The following is a 14020-nucleotide window of genomic DNA, read 5'->3' on the forward strand; positions in this document are numbered from 1 at the left end:
TTCATGATCCGCACCGTTCTCGTCGCCGGCGTTCTGGGCCTGGGCCTCACCGCTGTCCTCGCGCAGTCCGACCCCATCGCGGAGCGGCGCAACACAATGAAGGCCGTCGGCGGGGCGACGCGCGACGGCGCGGCCATGGCCAAGGGCGAGGTTGCTTTCGATGCATCCAAGGCCCAGGCCGTGTTCAAGGTCTATTCCGATGCGGCCAAGAAGATGCCGGGCCTCTTTCCCGACAGCTCCAAGACCGGCGGCGAGACCACCGCCTCCCCTAAGATCTGGGAGGACCAGGCCGGCTTCAAGGCCGCCTTCGTCAAGTTTGAGGCCGATGCTTCGGCGGGGGCGTCAGTTACCGATCTCGCCGGCTTCCGTACGGCCTTCGGCAATGCGACGAAGAACTGTGGCGGCTGCCACGAGACCTATCGCGTCAAGAAATAAGGGCCGCGCTGCTGTTTCGCAGATGAACGAGCCGGAGCTTTCCGGCTCGTTTCGCGTTATCAGCGGGGATGCGCGCGCGGCCGGTCCGGCCGTGGCAAGCGTCTGCGGAGAATCGACATGCTGCGTCTGCGCCGTCTGCTCGTCACCCTTGTCCTGCTGGCCGCGGCGGGGCTCGGTGGCTTCTATGTTCTGACCGATCCGCGCGTGGTTTCGCCGTCGCCGGAGATCGGCACGCTTCCAGCCCCCGATCTGGAGAACGGCAAGCTGCTGTTCACGGCGGGAGGCTGCGCCTCCTGCCATGCGACGCCCAACCAGGACGACAAGCTCAGGCTCGGCGGCGGGCTTGCGCTCGGCTCGCCCTTCGGCACCTTTCACGCGCCCAACATCTCGCCGCATACGCGCGACGGAATCGGCAATTGGGGTGTGAAGGACTTCGTCGATGCGATGGCCACGGGCGTTTCGCCGGCCGGGCAGCATTATTATCCGGCCTTCCCCTATACGTCGTACCGGCTGATGCCTCCGAAGGCGCTGGCCGACATCTTCGCCTATATCCGCACGCTTGCGCCCGTCGAGGGCCGGGCGCCCGCGCATGAGCTGCCGTTCCCCTTCAATATCCGTCGCGTCGTCGGCGGCTGGAAGCTGCTGTTCTTCGAGGGAGCCGCGTTCAAGCCGGATCCGACCAGGAGCGAGGCGTGGAATCGCGGCGCCTATCTCGTGAACGGGCCCGGCCACTGTGCCGAATGCCATTCCAGCCGCAATGCACTGGGCGCGATCGTGCAGGCGACGCGCTTTGCCGGCGGGCCCGATCCCGAGGGCAAAGGCACCGTGCCCAATATCACGCAAGCGCCCGATGGGCTCGGCAAATGGTCGAAGGAAGAGATCGCCGAACTGTTGAAGACCGGCTTCACCCCGAGCTTCGACAGCGTCGGCGGTACGATGGCGGCGGTGGTGCGCAACATGGCGCAACTGCCGGATTCCGACAGGATGGCGATGGCGGAGTATCTCAAGTCGCTGCCGGCGGTGCAGGGGCCGACGAAGTAGCAGGGGTGGCGGGCGATTCTTGGAACGTCGAAGCCCTGCCCCGGGGGGCAGATGGACTGCTTACCAGCCTACTCCATCACCGCCGCCTTGAGGATGCAGACCATCATCGCCGTTCCCGGCTCGTTGCCGACGCAGCGGACGACGTGGCGGCGGTCGCAGCGGTAGCGCAGGGTTTCTCCGGCCCTGGCGCGCTGGATGATATCGCCGACCTCGACCTCGAACTCGCCCGAGCTGACGGAGAGGGATTCGATCGAGCCGCGCTGGTGGCCTTCCGAATCGAGCTCGCCGCCTGGCTCCGCCTGTACGTCGTACCATTGCAGCCATTCGACCGTCTTGATCCAGCCGACGATGGCGAGCTTGAGCTTCCCGTCTTCGGAAACCAGGATCGGCGTGTCGGCACGCGCGGTCTTCTCGATGAAGGGCTCTTCCTCGCCGCTGGAGAGCACGCGCTCGATCGAGATGTCGAGCGCCTGGGAGAGCCGCCAAATCGTCGCCAGCGTCGGGTTGGTCTCGTTGCGCTCGATCTGGCTGATGATCGACTTGGCCACGCCGGACTGCTCTGCAAGCTCCGAGAGCGAGAAGTTGTAGGCCTTGCGCAGGCGCTGGATCGTCTTGCCGAGCTGGCCCGAAATGACATGAGCCCCGGATTCGAACTCGCGTCCGCCACGCTCTTTCGTCTCGATACCCATGCTGTCTAAGCCTGCCTCGCGCACTGGATCGTTTGCGGAAGCGAACGATCGTTTGTCTGAGCGGACAATGCCTGTTCTGTGCGCGGCGGGCAAGCCGCCTCGCGGGAGGTTGCCCCGACGCGAGCTCAAGTCGCGCGAGTCGAGCCGATCTCGCGCTGCTCGCGCTTCAGCAGGCCGAGCTGCTGTTCGCGCAGGATGACGTAGATTCCCGACGCGATGACGATGGTTGCGCCGGTCAAGATCGTGCTGGCGGGCCATTCGCCGAACAGGAACCAGCCGATAATGACCGCCCAGATCATCGTCGAATATTCGAAGGGCGCGATCAGCGAGGCGTCGCCGAAGCGATAGGCCTGGACAAGAAGAATCTGACCGAGCCCGCCGAGGATGCCGATCGTCACCATCAGGGCGGCGTCGGCAAGATCGGGCATGCGCCAGCCAAAGACGAGGGTGGCGAGGCCGAGCGCACTGGTCAGCAGCATGAAGTAGAAGACGATGGCGCCGGTTTGCTCGGTCTTGGTGAGCAGGCGGACCTCGATCGAGGCGAAGGCCGAGCAGCAGGCGCCGGCCAGGCCAAGCGCTGCGCCCAGCGCCGGGCCGCCCTGGAGCCCCTGCGATAGCGTTCCGGCCGCCAGATGCGGCGAGAGCATGATCAGCACCCCGATGAAGCCAACGGTGACCGCGCTCCAGCGGTAGATTCGCACGCGTTCCTTGAGCACCAGCGCCGCCAGCACCACGACCGCGAGCGGGGCGGCATAGCCGAGCGCCACCGCATCCGAGAGCGGCAGGAACTGGAGGGCGGCGAAGCCGCAGAACATGCCGGTCGAGCCGATGACGCCGCGCTTCATATGGCCGCGCAGATTGCTCGTCTTGAGCGCGCCCGGCAGCTCGGAGCGCCAGGCGAGCCAGATCAGCAGGGGAATCAGGGCGAAGAAGGAGCGGAAGAAGACGAGCTCACCCGTGGGATAGCGCGCGGCGATCGATTTGATGCCGGCCGACATCAGCGTGAACGCCAGGGCCGAGATGAGCTTGAGGCTGATGCCGAGGAGAGGGGACAACGGACCGGCGTGGTGGGAGGGCAAGACGGCTCGAGATCGCCGCGAAAGGTACGCCCTTAGACCATGCCGCGGCCGGGCTTCAAAGCGTCAAGCCTGCAACCCCGATAGGCGGCGGGCGGGAGGGCTGCCGCTCGTCGTAGCCGGTCACGATGTCTGCGTGACTCACCTCAGCCCTCATCCCGAGGGCTGAGGTGGTCGAACGCCTCCTAGAAGCTGCCCCGGAACGCGCCGCCGTCGATCAGGATGTTCTGGCCGGTGATGTAGCCGGCATGGGCGCTGGCGAGGAAGGCGCAGAGCTTACCGAATTCGTCGGCCTCGCCGAAGCGCCCGGCAGGTACGTCCTTCCGGCGCTGCGCGGCGAAGTCGTCCACGCTCAGGCCCTTGATCGCGGCCATCTTCGTCAGCCCGCTTTTGAGCCTGTCGGTGTCGAAGCTGCCGGGCAGGACATTGTTGATCGTGACATTGGCATGGGCGACCTCGCGCGCCACGCCCGACAGAAACGCGGTGAGGCCGGCCCGCGCGGCGGAGGAGACGTCGAGCCCGGTCAGCGGCGTCAGGACGCTCGCCGAGGTGATATTGACGATTCGCCCGAAGCGCCTGGCGATCATGCCATCGACGACGCGCTGCACCAGTTCGAGCGGCGTCGCCATGTTCTGGATGACGCCTTCCAGAAGTGCCTCGCGGGACACATCGCGAAACGGTTTCGGCGGAGGGCCGCCATTGTTGTTGATCAGGATGTCGGGCTCGGGGGCCGCCGCGAGCAGGGCGTCCTGACCGGCACGGCTCGAAACGTCGGCAACGACGGGGATCACTGTCGCGCCGGTGCTGGCACGGATCTGGCTCGCCGTCGCCTCGAGGCTCGCGGCGTCGCGGCCATTGATGACCACGGTGCAGCCGGCTTCGGCCAGTGCCTGCGCGCAGCCGCGACCGAGACCTTTGCTGGAGGCGCAGATAATGGCCGTGCGGCCGGAAATTCCCAGATCCATGTCGTTCCTCCAGAGGCTTCTCGTTTCGAAACGCAGACAGACCACGGATCGCTGGTTCCGTCATCAAAGCGCAATGCAAATCAGACACATGCCGGACGCATCGCAACAGGATGGGCCGGGTGGCATGAGCGACGAGGACGACGCGAAACAGGTTCGCAGCATCTTCATCTCCGATCTGCATCTCGGCACGCGCGGGGCGCAGGCCGATCTGGTGCTGGAATTTCTGAGGGCCTACGACGCCCCGCAGATCTATCTGGTCGGCGACATCATCGACGGCTGGCGGCTGAAGAGCGGCTGGTATTTCCCGCAATCCCACAACGACGTCATCCAGAAGCTTCTGCGCAAGGTCCGCAAGGGCTCGAAGCTGATCTATGTCACCGGCAATCACGACGATTTCCTGCGCGACTTCACCGGCCTGCAGTTCGGCGGCATCACCCTCGTCGACGAGGTCATCCACGAGACCGCCGACGGCAAGCGCCTGCTCGTCATCCATGGCGATCTGTTCGACCTCGTGGTGCGCAATGCCAAATGGCTCGCCCTGCTCGGCGACTGGGCCTACACGATCGCGCTGGCCTCCAACACGGTGGTCAACAAGGTCCGCCGCCTGCTCAACCTGCCGCACTGGTCGCTGTCCGCCTGGGCCAAGAACAAGGTCAAGAACGCGGTCAACTATATCGGCGAATTCGAGACCTGCCTGGCGGCGGAGGCGCGCCGGCACCATGCTGACGGCGTCGTCTGCGGCCATATCCACCACGCCGCCTGCCGCGAGATCGACGGGCTGACCTATATCAACACCGGCGATTGGGTCGAAAGCTGCACCGCCTTCATCGAGCATCATGACGGTCGCTTCGAGATGATCCGCTGGCCGCAGGGCCGCCTCCGGGGCGAGGCGCCAGTGCCGATCGTCGTGCCGGCGCGTCCGGCGTCCGTGCCGGCGCTGGTCGAGGCGGCCTGATGCGCGTCATGATCGCGACGGATGCCTGGCGTCCGCAGATCAACGGCGTCGTCCGCTCGCTGGAGCGGATGGCGGAAGCCGGGCCCGAATTCGGGGTGACGCCGAAGATGCTGACGCCCGAGGGCTTTCGCCAGATCGGGCTGCCGAGCTACCCCGATATCCGCATCGCGCTGGCGACGCGGCGGGCTTTGGCGAAGCGGATCGAGGATTTCGGGCCCGACCATATCCACATCGCGACGGAAGGGCCGATCGGCTGGCTGACGCGGGCCGTCTGCCTCGCCCAGAAGCGCCCCTTCACCACGAGCTACCACACCCGCTTTCCGCAATATGTCGCGGCGCGCTGGCCGATCCCGGAAAGCTGGAGCTACCGCTTCCTGCGCCGTTTCCATGGACCTGCCGCGGCCGTCATGGTCTCTACGGCGTCGGTCGAGACGGAGTTGCGCCAGCACGGCTTCGAAAAGATCGTGCGCTGGGGGCGGGGCGTCGATCTCTCCCTGTTCCACCCGCGCCTGCAGAGCGTTCTCGACCTGCCGCGACCGATCTTTCTCAGTGTCGGGCGCGTCGCGGTCGAAAAGAACCTCGAGGCCTTCCTGTCGCTGCGTCTGCCCGGCAGCAAGGTCGTGGTCGGCGACGGGCCGGCCCGTGCCGATCTGCAGCGCGCCTATCCGGATGCAACCTTTCTCGGCACACGAGAGGGCGAGGATCTGGCGGCGATCTATGCCTCGTCGGACGTCTTCGTCTTTCCGAGCCTGACCGACACCTTCGGCATCGTCCTGCTCGAGGCGGCGGCGAGCGGCCTGCCGGTGGCGGCGTTTCCGGTGCAGGGGCCGAGCGACGTCTTCGCCGGCAGCGGCGCCGCGGTGCTGAACGAGGATCTGCGCTCGGCAGCCTTGCAGGCCCTGCGTATCCCGAAGGAAACCTGCCTCGAACTGGCCGCCAGCCATAGCTGGCAACGCAGTGCGGCGCAGTTCTATGGCCATATCCGGCAGGTCGTCAGCGAGCATGCCGGCCGGATTCCCCGCAACGGTGCGGCCGTCGCCCCGGCTTCGGGCGTTACAGCCTTCGCGAGCGCGCGTGTCTCGGAAGAGTTGGGGCCGCAGCGTCTGACGGCTTGAGCTCGGCGCGGAAGCCGTCTCGCCGTTCATGCACGGATGCGATGACGAGGCCCATCGGTACGCCAAGCCCGACCAGCGCGGCTTCGGACAATTGCAGGCTGGCCTCGATCGTTTCCGGCACGGCGTCGTTGACGCCGATCTCATAGAGATGGCGCGCATGGCCGGCGTCGCGGGCGCGGGCGACGATGACGAGGTCGGGCCGCAGTGCGCGTGCCGCCAGCACGGTCGCATCGACGGCGCGCTGGTTGTCGATGGTCACGATCAGCGCGGTGGCCTCTTCGAGGCCGCAGAGCCGCAGGAAATCAGGCTTGGTGGCGTCGCCATAGAAGGCTGGCTGTCCCGCCCGGCGCTGGGCGGAGATCAGCGAGGCATCGGAATCGATCACGATATAGGGCTTGCGATGCTCCTCGAGCATGCTGCCGACGAGCTGGCCGACGCGACCGCCGCCGACGACGATCGCGCGCGCGGAGTGGTCGTCGGGAGGGAGCACCTTGGCTTCGTCGGGCAGCATGACCGGCACGGCAAGCTTCAGCGACAGGGCGCGGGCGAGGCGCGCCAGCAGCGGCAGCGCGACCATGGTCAGGGAGACGCCGGCCAGAACCAGGCTCGCCGGCTCCTGCCCCAGTAGCTTGGCCGCGACGGCGCCGTTGAGCAGGACGAAGGCGAACTCGCCGCCGGGGCCGATCATGATCGCGGCTTCCAGTGCGGTCGCCTTTGACAAGCGGAACCAGCGGGACAGCCCGAAGACCAGCAGCGACTTCGTCACGAAGAGGCCGATCGCGATCCCCAGAATCGAGAAGGGGCGGGCGGCGAGCTCGGCTGGATTCACGCCCATGCCGACGGTGAGGAAGAAGACGCCGATCAGCAGCGACTTGAACGGCTCGATGGTGACCTCGATGGCGCGACGATACTCCGTCTCGGCCAGCATGAGCCCGGCGATGAAGGCGCCGAGCCCCATCGACAGCCCAGCGGCGGCGGCGATCATCCCTGTTCCGAGCGCGACCAGAAGCGTGGCCGCCATGAAGCTCTCGGAGGAGTCCGTCGAGGCGACGAGGCGGAAGAGCGGCCTGAGCGCGCGGCGGCCGACCAGCACAATGATCGCGATGGCGGTGAAGGCCTGCAGCAGCGCCTGAACGAGACCTGCCAGCAGCGAGCCGCTGCCATCCTGCGCGCCGAGCACGCTGACGAGGAAGAGCAGCGGGATCACCGCAATGTCCTGGCAGATCAGGACGGCGAAGCTGGCGCGGCCGGCCGAGGAGGTCATGCGCTTCCTGGCCGAGAGCAGTTCGACCACCATCGCGGTGGAGGACAAGGCCAGGCCGAATCCGATGATGAGCGCCGCTGCCGCCGGCTGGCCCAGCGCATAGGCGACAGCGCCGATGGCGCCCGCCGAGAGTACGACCTGGCCAAGCCCCAGTCCGAAAACCAGCCGGCGCATCGTCACCAGGCGCTCGAAGGAGAGTTCCAGCCCGATCACGAAGAGCAGGAAGGCGACGCCCAACTCGGCCGGCCCGGTCAGCGCCTCCGGACTCGAGACCGTGATGGTGCTCAGCAGCGGAACGGACGAGACGAAGCCACCCAGCCCGAAGGGGCCGAGCAGGGCGCCGCAGGCCATGAAGGCGACGATCGAATTGATCTTCAGGCTCTTGGCGAAAGGCACGATCACGCCGGCCGTCGCAAGCACCACGACGGCGTCCTTGTAGACGGAAGGATCGACGGTTCCGGCCAAGGTGGCGCGCTCTGCGATTCGGGACGGGGGAAGATGCCGCAAGACTGTGCGGTCTGGTGCGCCGCAACACAACCTTGGTTGCGTCGTCGCGGTCCAAGACGTCGCGGTCCAAGACCCTGATTCAGGTCGCCGGCGTTCCAGGCGGCGGCGGTCCAGTCAGTTCGTTATAGGCAAACTGCTTTGTCTCAATGATGTTGCCAGCAGGCCCCCAGGTGAACCTGAGGCCGTTCCAGTTGCCGAAATGCATGCCGCCTGGCTGCGTTCCCTCCCAATAGAATTGCAGATGGATGGAGGCAGCGACTTCGGCGGCCGTGCGCTGAGCAAGTTGGTAGCAGAATTCGTTGCCGTCATAACTGGCGTGGCCATTGGCCTCGGAACACGGCCCGATACGTGCCACCAAGCAACTATGGAATTCGATGCGCTTGACCTTGCCACGCAATTGTTCGAGCTGCGCCAGATCAGTTCGGCATATCCCCCCTTTTCCGGGGCCAATATAGAGGTTGCCCTTTTTGGGGTCGACAACCCGAGTCGGCAAAGTGGGATGTTGAAAGGCGCCTCTGCAGCATTGCACGAAACCTGGCAGGCCGTGCGACATGATTTTCAGCGTAAGATTGCCGCCGGCGGCATCACCTCGCTTGACGACATTGTCGATCATCCATTGCAGCGGCGTGTCACCGTTGACTTCGAGGACGTCGCCAAGCGGCTTCCAGCCGAACAGACGCACGTCATGGACGACGAACACCTTCGGTGGCCCGGGTGGCGGAGGTGGAGCTGGCGGAGGTGGAACTGGCGGATGTGGAACGGGAGGCGGGGGCAGAGGGCGAAGAGATGCCAGCTCCTGGTCGAGTGCGGCGATTGTCTTCTTGCCGACGATATCGTCGATCCGGCCCGCGTAATTCAGGATGCGGCGCGCTGTCTTGAAGCTCCGTACGCTGGCGGCCGTCGACGGCCCGTAACGCATTTTGGATAACTCGTCGGCGGAGATGGCCCCGGCGCCGAGCCGGATCAGCGCCTGTTGAATCTTGCCGACGAAAGCGCCTGTGGCCCCTGGCATCACATGACTGGAGTCGGAGACCGCGCAGGCTTCCAGGCGCGGGTCGCCGGAGAATTCCTTTGATTGCAGTGGCATCGGCCTCTCATCACGCCATGGAGGAGGTGACAGTCGGGTGCAGCATCAATCCGGAAGCTCGATCGGTTAGAACAGGAAAGATTGTTACATGACGAAATGCCGCAAGGGAACGCCGATCGCATCGACGTCGAAGCCCTTGCCGAGAGCGCGTACCGGCGCTGGCACAGCCCATTCGGGGTGCTGGCCAGTGCGGCTTGCGTAGAGCCTGCCGGTCGGAGCTTTCCCGGCGCTTGCATCCTGGGCTAGCCTTTGCCGACATTCTCCAGAAGGCTTGGTCAGAAGGTCTGCGCATGCGTTTTTCCGGCACTGAAAACTACGTCGCCACCGAGGACCTGACGGTTGCGGTCAATGCCGCGATCCGGCTGGAGCGGCCGCTGCTGGTCAAGGGCGAGCCCGGCACCGGCAAGACGGTCCTTGCCGAGGAAATCGCGGCCGCGCTGGGCGCGCCGCTGATCACCTGGCACATCAAGTCGACCACCAAGGCGCAGCAGGGGCTCTACGAGTACGATGCGGTCAGCCGCCTGCGCGACAGCCAGCTCGGCGACCCGCGGGTGTCCGAGATCGGCAACTACATCAAGCGCGGCAAGCTCTGGGAGGCCTTTGTCGCGCCCGAACGCCCGGTGCTGCTGATCGACGAGATCGACAAGGCCGATATCGAGTTTCCCAACGACCTCCTGCTCGAACTCGACCGCATGGAGTTCCATGTCTACGAGACCGGCGAGACCATCAAAGCCGCGCGCCGGCCGGTGATGATCATCACCTCCAACAACGAGAAGGAGCTACCCGACGCCTTCCTGCGGCGCTGCTTCTTCCACTACATCCGCTTTCCCGACGCGCAGACGATGCAGGCCATCGTCGAGGTGCATTTCCCCGGCATCAAGCAGCGGCTGATGGAGGAGGCGCTGAAGCTGTTCTTCGAGGTGCGCGACGTGCCCGGCATCAAGAAGAAGCCCTCGACCTCCGAACTGCTCGACTGGCTGAAGCTCCTCGTCGCCGAGGATATCGGCCCCGAGGTGCTGCGCGAGCGCGACCCGCGCAAGCTGATCCCGCCGCTGCATGGCGCGCTCCTGAAGAACGAGCAAGATGTCAGCCTGTTCGAGAAACTGGCCTTCATGGTTAGGCGCGAGGGGCGGTGAGGGGGCTGTTCGGAAGGCCTTCGCAGGGCGGGATGGCGGTGGCCAGGTCGATCTTGGGATCGATCGCGCGCGCCGCTGCGGTCAGGTCGAAGTCGCGCATCAGCAGGACATAGTCCTGCGTTTCGGACGTTTTGAGATAGCCGGTCATGGTGATGGGGGTCGCGGAGGGCTCTCCGGTGCGGCAGGCCTTGTCGGCGCCGAGCGAAAGGCTGCCGCGGTTGCCCTCGTTGCGCGCACCGGCGAACATCTCCTCGCGGAACACGCCCAGGTGGGCGGCATCCGCCGGGCTGAGCTTGAACAAGGTGAAGCGCCGTCCCGGCGCGGCCAGAACCGGCAGGGATGCGAGTTCCACAGCGTCGCGCACCTCTTCCAGCACGGCCTTGCGCTCATGGCGCCCGCCATCCTTTGCCATCGCGACGATGGTCATGGTGACGCCGCCAGGCAGGGGGCGGACGTCGGCCGGCAGGCTGATCCCGGCGCGCAACTGCGACAGATCGGTCGTGCGGATGTCGATCTTCGAGAGCTTCGGCAGGGATGTCAGGGGAACATGGCCGCACCCGGCCGCGAGGCTGGCGAGCAGGAGGCTGGCGAGGGAAAGGATGCGCATCGGATCTCTTCAGATTGGTGATTGACGTATAATAATTCATCTCTTACTTTAATTTTGTCAATCGAGGAAATCATTATGTCGATGCCGCTTCAATCCGCTGCGCCGTTTCCCCGCGACGCCGCCATGCGCCTCCGCAAGGTCAGTCTCTGGGCCCGCGCCTTCAGCTACGCCGCCGGGTCGCTGATGATCGTCGGCCTGATCTGGCTCTGGACGGATGCCGACGCGCTCTTCCATCATGCCCGCAGCACGATCGGACTGCGGGGCGCCCTGATCTCGCCTTCGCCAAGGGGCTACTGGGCCGCGTTCGGGCTCGCCTGGATTCCCGCGCTGCTCTTTGTTCTGGCGATGCTGAGGCTGGGGACTCTGTTCCGCGCCTTCGGCGAGGGCAGGGTTCTCGTCGATGAGAACGCCGCCTCGCTGCTGCGTGTGGGCTGGCTTCTGGTTGCCTGCGGCGCCGCCACCCCGGTGGTTCGGGCCCTGCAGAGCATCGCGATGACGATCGACAACCCGGTGGGGCAGAGACATCTGGCGATCACGCTCGATCCGGGCGTCTTTGCCGCCATGGCTGCGGGCGCCGCGCTGATCGCCTTCGGCCATGTGCTGCGCGAGGCGATCCGTCTGTCGGACGAGAATCAGAGTTTCGTGTAAGCCGTCCCGATGCCCGTCGTCGTCGAACTCGACATCATGCTCGCGCGCCGCAAAATGCGCTCGAAGGAACTCGCCCAGCGCATCGGGCTGACCGAGCAGCAGGTGTCGCAGCTGAAATCCGGGAAGGTGCGCGGCATGCGTTTCGACACGCTCTCGCGCATCTGCACGGTGCTGCAATGCCAGCCGGGAGACCTGCTTCGCTACGAGCCCGGCGAAGAACCCGCCGAGGTCGATGACGCGGGTTGATGGTCCGAGGGAACCGCGCGGGGGCGTCCTGGTGGCATCGCGCCTCGTCGAGCTCCTCAGGATGAGGGCTGCTGGTTCGACCGGCACCGCGCCGCCTTCCGCCCCCTCACGACCTTTCCCCTTCCGTCCTTGATTAACTTTCTGTTAAGGGTTTCAGCGTTCCTTCCGGGTGAAGACGGCCCGCCGCCTGCGGCAGCCCAGATCCCCAATCAGGAGGCTGCCGCATGAAGCGCGCCGTGATCGCTGCCGATGCTGTCCGTTTCTCGGGCATGGCCCGCACAAGCCGCAAAGCGATCCCGCTGCTGATTTCACTGGCTGCACCGGCACTGGGCGCCTGCAGCATCTCGCCCGTCGAGACTGCTGCGACGACTGCCGTGCCGGCCGCCAAATCGCCCCAGGAGGCCCGCAAGCGCGCCATCGAACTGGCGAAGGCCGATCCGCGCGAGAAGGAGTGCCTCGTCCGCGCGATGTATTTCGAATCAAACCGCTCGAACGACGGCGGACTGCTCGGCGTCGGCACGGTCGTGATGAACCGGGTGGGATCGCCGCGATACCCTGAGACGATCTGCGGCGTCGTCGGCGCCCCGCGCCAGTTTGCGGCCGGCGTCTTGACGCGCCCGATGTCGCCTCGCGACCTGCCGAGGGTCGAGGCTGTTGCGGAGGCGATCCTGGACGGCAAGCGCAACGAAGCGGTGGGCAACGCCAAGCACTTCCACATGGCCGGGATGCGCTTTTCCTACGCCAACATGCATTACGTGACCGTGGCCGGGGGCAACGCCTTCTATGTGAAGGGCGAACGGCCCGAGCGTCGCCATATCGAGGAGCCGAGCTATCAGCTCGCCAGTGTCTCTGCGCCTCTCGCCACGACCGCGTCCTCTCTGCCAACCTCGTTTGCCGCCGTGCCGCTGGCTTTCGCTCCCGACATACGCGTACCGGCGGCCGCCACGCCTTCCGGCCCCGCCTTGGCTGTGCTCATCACCGCGCCGCTGCCGCCGGGCCGGCCACTCGATCTCGATCTGCCGAAGAAGACGCAGCGTGCCTTCGTCGCTCTGCCGAAGAGCGATGCCCGCCTTGCTGCGCTGATGCCTGACAAGGCCGGCCTTCGCGGCGGATTGCGACTCGACTGAGCGCATCGAAGGCCGCCGGCCTCGGTCCTCGCGCATCACCATCGCGGCGATCACGTCACGGCCATGGAACAGCTTGGCCCGGCGGGGGTTGGGTGACGGCAAGGTCGGCTGCCGCATTCTCGATGGCCGCGAACACGAGCGGTGATTCATGAAATGGCAGGCAGCGGTCGCAATGGGTCTGATCTGTGCGGGTTGCGCCACGCAGCCGCAGACCTACGCCGAAGGGTTGGGGACGACCGATCCGAAATGGCAGAGCGCTGCCTGCAAGGCGATGAGGCAGCGGGCAGGCGGCTATGAGCAGGCCGAAAGCGACCGGTTCAAATCCGAGTTCCTGATGCACGCGATCAGCCCGTCGGGCACACTGGCGACCATCAACGTGACGAACCAGCGCAACGTTCGGCGCAGGCAGGCCAGCAGGGACGTGCATCTGGCCTGCTCCAGCCGGCCGCTGCCAGAGGAACTGACGAACATCCCCGAGATCCAGCCGCCGCCGATGCTCGATACCGGCAGGGGCAACTGACGCGAGCAAAGCCTCGGATCGGCCCGTATTGTGCCCTCGCAAAATCCGGCCTGGGCGATTAGATTGCGCTGATGCGACGCCTCATGCTGCTCCGCCACGCCAAATCGAACTGGCCCGAAGGCGTGGCCGACCGGGACCGCCCGCTCGCCGCGCGCGGACGCGAGGCTGCGCCCGTCATGGGGCGCTACCTCGCCGACGAATTGCTGCTGCCCGATCTCGTGCTGATCTCGCCGGCGCGGCGGACAGTCGAGACCTGGGAGATCGTACGCGCCATGCTGCCGGAAAAGCCCGGCAGCCATGTCGAGCCGCGCATTTACGAGGCCAAACCCGAGCGCCTGCTGAATGTCGTGCGCGAGACCGAGCCGACCGTGCGCACGCTGCTGATGATCGGCCATAATCCCGGTTTCGAGGAGCTCGCGGCGCTGCTCGCTGGCCATGGTGACCGCTACGCCTCGGCGCGGATGGCGCAGAAATATCCGACCTGCGGCCTCGCCGTGCTCGATTTCGCGCTCGAGGACTGGCGCGATGTGGCGGCGCGAGGCGGCAGGTTGGATCGTTTCGTGACGCCGGCTTCGCTGGGCGAAGGTCCAGACGAGTGATTC

16 protein-coding genes are annotated in these 14020 nt (G+C 66.0%); 10 read left to right on the forward strand and 6 right to left on the reverse strand.

Going from position 1 to position 14020, the window contains the following annotated elements; genetic code table 11:
* Positions 1-3 precede the first annotated feature (3 nt).
* Entirely contained in the window at positions 4-435 is a 432-nt protein-coding gene (locus AE618_RS01045; protein ID WP_054207194.1) for a c-type cytochrome, read from the forward strand.
* Between the two features lie 117 nt (positions 436-552).
* Entirely contained in the window at positions 553-1476 is a 924-nt protein-coding gene (locus AE618_RS01050; RefSeq protein ID WP_156330036.1) for a c-type cytochrome, read from the forward strand.
* 68 nt (positions 1477-1544) lie between these two features.
* Here AE618_RS01050 and AE618_RS01055 read toward each other — a convergent pair whose 3' ends face one another.
* The 3 genes from AE618_RS01055 to AE618_RS01065 all read right to left on the reverse strand — a co-directional run bounded on the left by AE618_RS01055 (position 1545) and on the right by AE618_RS01065 (position 4206).
* The gene (locus tag AE618_RS01055; RefSeq protein ID WP_054207195.1) at positions 1545-2165 is read right to left on the reverse strand and encodes a helix-turn-helix domain-containing protein; all 621 of its coding nucleotides are present in this window, start codon (positions 2163-2165) and stop codon (positions 1545-1547) included.
* Between the two features lie 125 nt (positions 2166-2290).
* Positions 2291-3220 (reverse strand): DMT family transporter, encoded by a 930-nt coding sequence (locus AE618_RS01060; protein WP_054207196.1) that lies wholly within the window; start codon positions 3218-3220, stop codon positions 2291-2293.
* A gap of 206 nt (positions 3221-3426) precedes the next feature.
* Positions 3427-4206, reverse strand: a complete 780-nt coding sequence (locus AE618_RS01065; RefSeq protein ID WP_054207197.1) for an SDR family oxidoreductase — start codon at positions 4204-4206, stop codon at positions 3427-3429.
* A 124-nt stretch (positions 4207-4330) separates the two neighbouring features.
* Here AE618_RS01065 and AE618_RS01070 point away from each other — a divergent pair, with 124 nt between their 5' ends.
* Together AE618_RS01070 and AE618_RS01075 are read left to right on the forward strand one after the other, a co-directional pair.
* On the forward strand, positions 4331-5161 hold the full coding sequence (locus tag AE618_RS01070) for a UDP-2,3-diacylglucosamine diphosphatase (protein WP_054207198.1): 831 nt from the start codon (positions 4331-4333) through the stop codon (positions 5159-5161).
* A complete protein-coding gene (locus AE618_RS01075) occupies positions 5161-6276 on the forward strand; it encodes a glycosyltransferase family 4 protein (RefSeq protein WP_054207199.1) in 1116 nt (371 codons plus the stop codon). Before AE618_RS01070 ends, AE618_RS01075 begins: the two co-directional genes overlap by 1 nt.
* Here the strand turns inward: AE618_RS01075 and AE618_RS01080 are convergent.
* Positions 6215-8005, reverse strand: a complete 1791-nt coding sequence (locus tag AE618_RS01080) for a cation:proton antiporter (RefSeq protein WP_054207200.1) — start codon at positions 8003-8005, stop codon at positions 6215-6217. The two genes, AE618_RS01075 and AE618_RS01080, sit on opposite strands and share 62 nt — an antisense overlap.
* 121 nt (positions 8006-8126) lie before the next feature.
* Positions 8127-9134, reverse strand: a complete 1008-nt coding sequence (locus tag AE618_RS01085) for a peptidoglycan-binding protein (RefSeq protein ID WP_054207201.1) — start codon at positions 9132-9134, stop codon at positions 8127-8129.
* A gap of 290 nt (positions 9135-9424) precedes the next feature.
* On the opposite strand from AE618_RS01085, the gene AE618_RS01090 reads away from it, so the two are divergent.
* Positions 9425-10270: an AAA family ATPase gene (locus AE618_RS01090; protein ID WP_054207202.1), complete on the forward strand. Its 846-nt coding sequence runs from the start codon at positions 9425-9427 to the stop codon at positions 10268-10270.
* Here AE618_RS01090 and AE618_RS01095 read toward each other — a convergent pair.
* Positions 10251-10877: a hypothetical protein gene (locus tag AE618_RS01095; protein WP_054207203.1), complete on the reverse strand. Its 627-nt coding sequence runs from the start codon at positions 10875-10877 to the stop codon at positions 10251-10253. The two genes, AE618_RS01090 and AE618_RS01095, sit on opposite strands and share 20 nt — an antisense overlap.
* A gap of 75 nt (positions 10878-10952) precedes the next feature.
* Here AE618_RS01095 and AE618_RS01100 point away from each other — a divergent pair, with 75 nt between their 5' ends.
* From AE618_RS01100 to AE618_RS01120, 5 genes are all read left to right on the forward strand, one after another.
* Positions 10953-11525 carry a DUF2975 domain-containing protein gene (locus AE618_RS01100; RefSeq protein ID WP_054207204.1) on the forward strand — a complete coding sequence of 191 codons (573 nt, stop codon included), beginning with the start codon at positions 10953-10955 and terminating at the stop codon, positions 11523-11525.
* Positions 11526-11534: 9 nt separating this feature from the next.
* Positions 11535-11771 (forward strand): helix-turn-helix domain-containing protein, encoded by a 237-nt coding sequence (locus tag AE618_RS01105; RefSeq protein WP_054207205.1) that lies wholly within the window; start codon positions 11535-11537, stop codon positions 11769-11771.
* Between the two features lie 224 nt (positions 11772-11995).
* Complete coding sequence (locus AE618_RS01110; protein ID WP_054207206.1) at positions 11996-12898, forward strand: cell wall hydrolase; 903 nt, start codon at positions 11996-11998, stop codon at positions 12896-12898.
* 148 nt (positions 12899-13046) lie between these two features.
* Entirely contained in the window at positions 13047-13418 is a 372-nt protein-coding gene (locus AE618_RS01115) for a hypothetical protein (RefSeq protein ID WP_156330037.1), read from the forward strand.
* Between the two features lie 71 nt (positions 13419-13489).
* Positions 13490-14017, forward strand: coding sequence for a SixA phosphatase family protein (locus AE618_RS01120; RefSeq protein WP_054207208.1), 528 nt, complete (start codon positions 13490-13492; stop codon positions 14015-14017).
* Positions 14018-14020 lie beyond the last annotated feature (3 nt).

Source organism: Allobosea vaviloviae (assembly GCF_001298265.1).
In the GTDB taxonomy this organism is placed as follows: Bacteria; Pseudomonadota; Alphaproteobacteria; order Rhizobiales; family Beijerinckiaceae; genus Allobosea; species Allobosea vaviloviae_B.

Coding starts and splice junctions, on each gene's coding strand:
- AE618_RS01045 (WP_054207194.1), top strand. CDS start 4: ATGATCCGCACCGTTCTCGTCGCCGGCGTTCTGGGCCTGGGCCTCACC.
- AE618_RS01110 (WP_054207206.1), top strand. CDS start 11,996: ATGAAGCGCGCCGTGATCGCTGCCGATGCTGTCCGTTTCTCGGGCATG.
- AE618_RS01095 (WP_054207203.1), bottom strand. CDS start 10,877: ATGCGCATCCTTTCCCTCGCCAGCCTCCTGCTCGCCAGCCTCGCGGCC.
- AE618_RS01105 (WP_054207205.1), top strand. CDS start 11,535: ATGCCCGTCGTCGTCGAACTCGACATCATGCTCGCGCGCCGCAAAATG.
- AE618_RS01090 (WP_054207202.1), top strand. CDS start 9,425: ATGCGTTTTTCCGGCACTGAAAACTACGTCGCCACCGAGGACCTGACG.
- AE618_RS01070 (WP_054207198.1), top strand. CDS start 4,331: ATGAGCGACGAGGACGACGCGAAACAGGTTCGCAGCATCTTCATCTCC.
- AE618_RS01120 (WP_054207208.1), top strand. CDS start 13,490: ATGCGACGCCTCATGCTGCTCCGCCACGCCAAATCGAACTGGCCCGAA.
- AE618_RS01100 (WP_054207204.1), top strand. CDS start 10,953: ATGTCGATGCCGCTTCAATCCGCTGCGCCGTTTCCCCGCGACGCCGCC.
- AE618_RS01065 (WP_054207197.1), bottom strand. CDS start 4,206: ATGGATCTGGGAATTTCCGGCCGCACGGCCATTATCTGCGCCTCCAGC.
- AE618_RS01075 (WP_054207199.1), top strand. CDS start 5,161: ATGCGCGTCATGATCGCGACGGATGCCTGGCGTCCGCAGATCAACGGC.
- AE618_RS01050 (WP_156330036.1), top strand. CDS start 553: ATGCTGCGTCTGCGCCGTCTGCTCGTCACCCTTGTCCTGCTGGCCGCG.
- AE618_RS01115 (WP_156330037.1), top strand. CDS start 13,047: ATGAAATGGCAGGCAGCGGTCGCAATGGGTCTGATCTGTGCGGGTTGC.
- AE618_RS01055 (WP_054207195.1), bottom strand. CDS start 2,165: ATGGGTATCGAGACGAAAGAGCGTGGCGGACGCGAGTTCGAATCCGGG.
- AE618_RS01085 (WP_054207201.1), bottom strand. CDS start 9,134: ATGCCACTGCAATCAAAGGAATTCTCCGGCGACCCGCGCCTGGAAGCC.